Origin of the sequence: Mycobacterium simiae, assembly GCF_008370645.1 — a bacterium.
GTDB lineage: Bacteria > Actinomycetota > Actinomycetes > Mycobacteriales > Mycobacteriaceae > Mycobacterium > Mycobacterium simiae_A.
Genome location: NZ_VTZN01000433.1, coordinates 1 through 848, shown reverse-complemented (window position 1 = coordinate 848; position 848 = coordinate 1). Strand labels below are relative to the sequence as shown.

The following is an 848-nucleotide window of genomic DNA, read 5'->3' as shown; positions in this document are numbered from 1 at the left end:
CACCGCGGCGATGATCATCGCGTTCGTGGTGCTGGGCCGCTATTTCGAGGCCACCGCCACGGGCAAGGCGTCGGAGGCGATCAGCAAGCTGTTGGAGATGGGTGCCAAGCAAGCCTGCCTGCTCGTCGATGGCCAGGAGCTGCTGGTCCCGGTCGACCAGGTGCAAGTCGGAGACCTGGTGCGGGTGCGGCCGGGTGAGAAAATCCCGGTCGACGGTGAGGTCACCGACGGTCGTGCCGCCGTCGATGAGTCGATGCTCACCGGCGAGTCCGTCCCGGTCGAAAAGACCGTGGGTGACCGCGTTGCCGGGGCGACGGTGAACATCGACGGATTGCTGACCCTGCGTGCCACCGCCGTGGGGGCCTACACCGCGCTGGCCCAGATCGTGCGCCTGGTGGAACAGGCCCAGGGCGGCAAGGCCCCCGTGCAGCGGTTGGCCGACCGAGTCTCGGCGGTGTTCGTGCCGGCGGTGGTCACGGTGGCGGTGGCCACCTTCGGCGGCTGGGCGCTGCTGGCCGCCAACCCGGTCGCCGGCATGACCGCGGCGGTGGCGGTGCTGATCATCGCGTGCCCGTGTGCGCTGGGCCTGGCCACACCGACCGCGATCACCGTCGGGACCGGCCGGGGCGCGGACATGGGGATCCTGGTCAAGGGCGGTGAGGTGCTAGAGGCCTCCAAGAAGATCGACACCGTGGTCTTCGACAAGACCGGCACCCTCACGCGGGCACAAATGCGGCTGACCGATGTTGTGCCCGGTAAGCGGCGCCAGCCCGATCTGGTGCTGCGGCTCGCCGCCGCGGTCGAGTCGGGCTCCGAACACCCGATCGGCGCGGCGATCGTCGCCGGTG

The 848-nt window shown here is 70.2% G+C and carries 1 protein-coding gene; it reads left to right on the top strand.

The annotated features are described in order from the left end of the window. Positions 1 to 848: HAD-IC family P-type ATPase (locus F0Q45_RS26290; RefSeq protein WP_149656628.1), on the top strand; the 848-nt coding region annotated here is incomplete at both ends.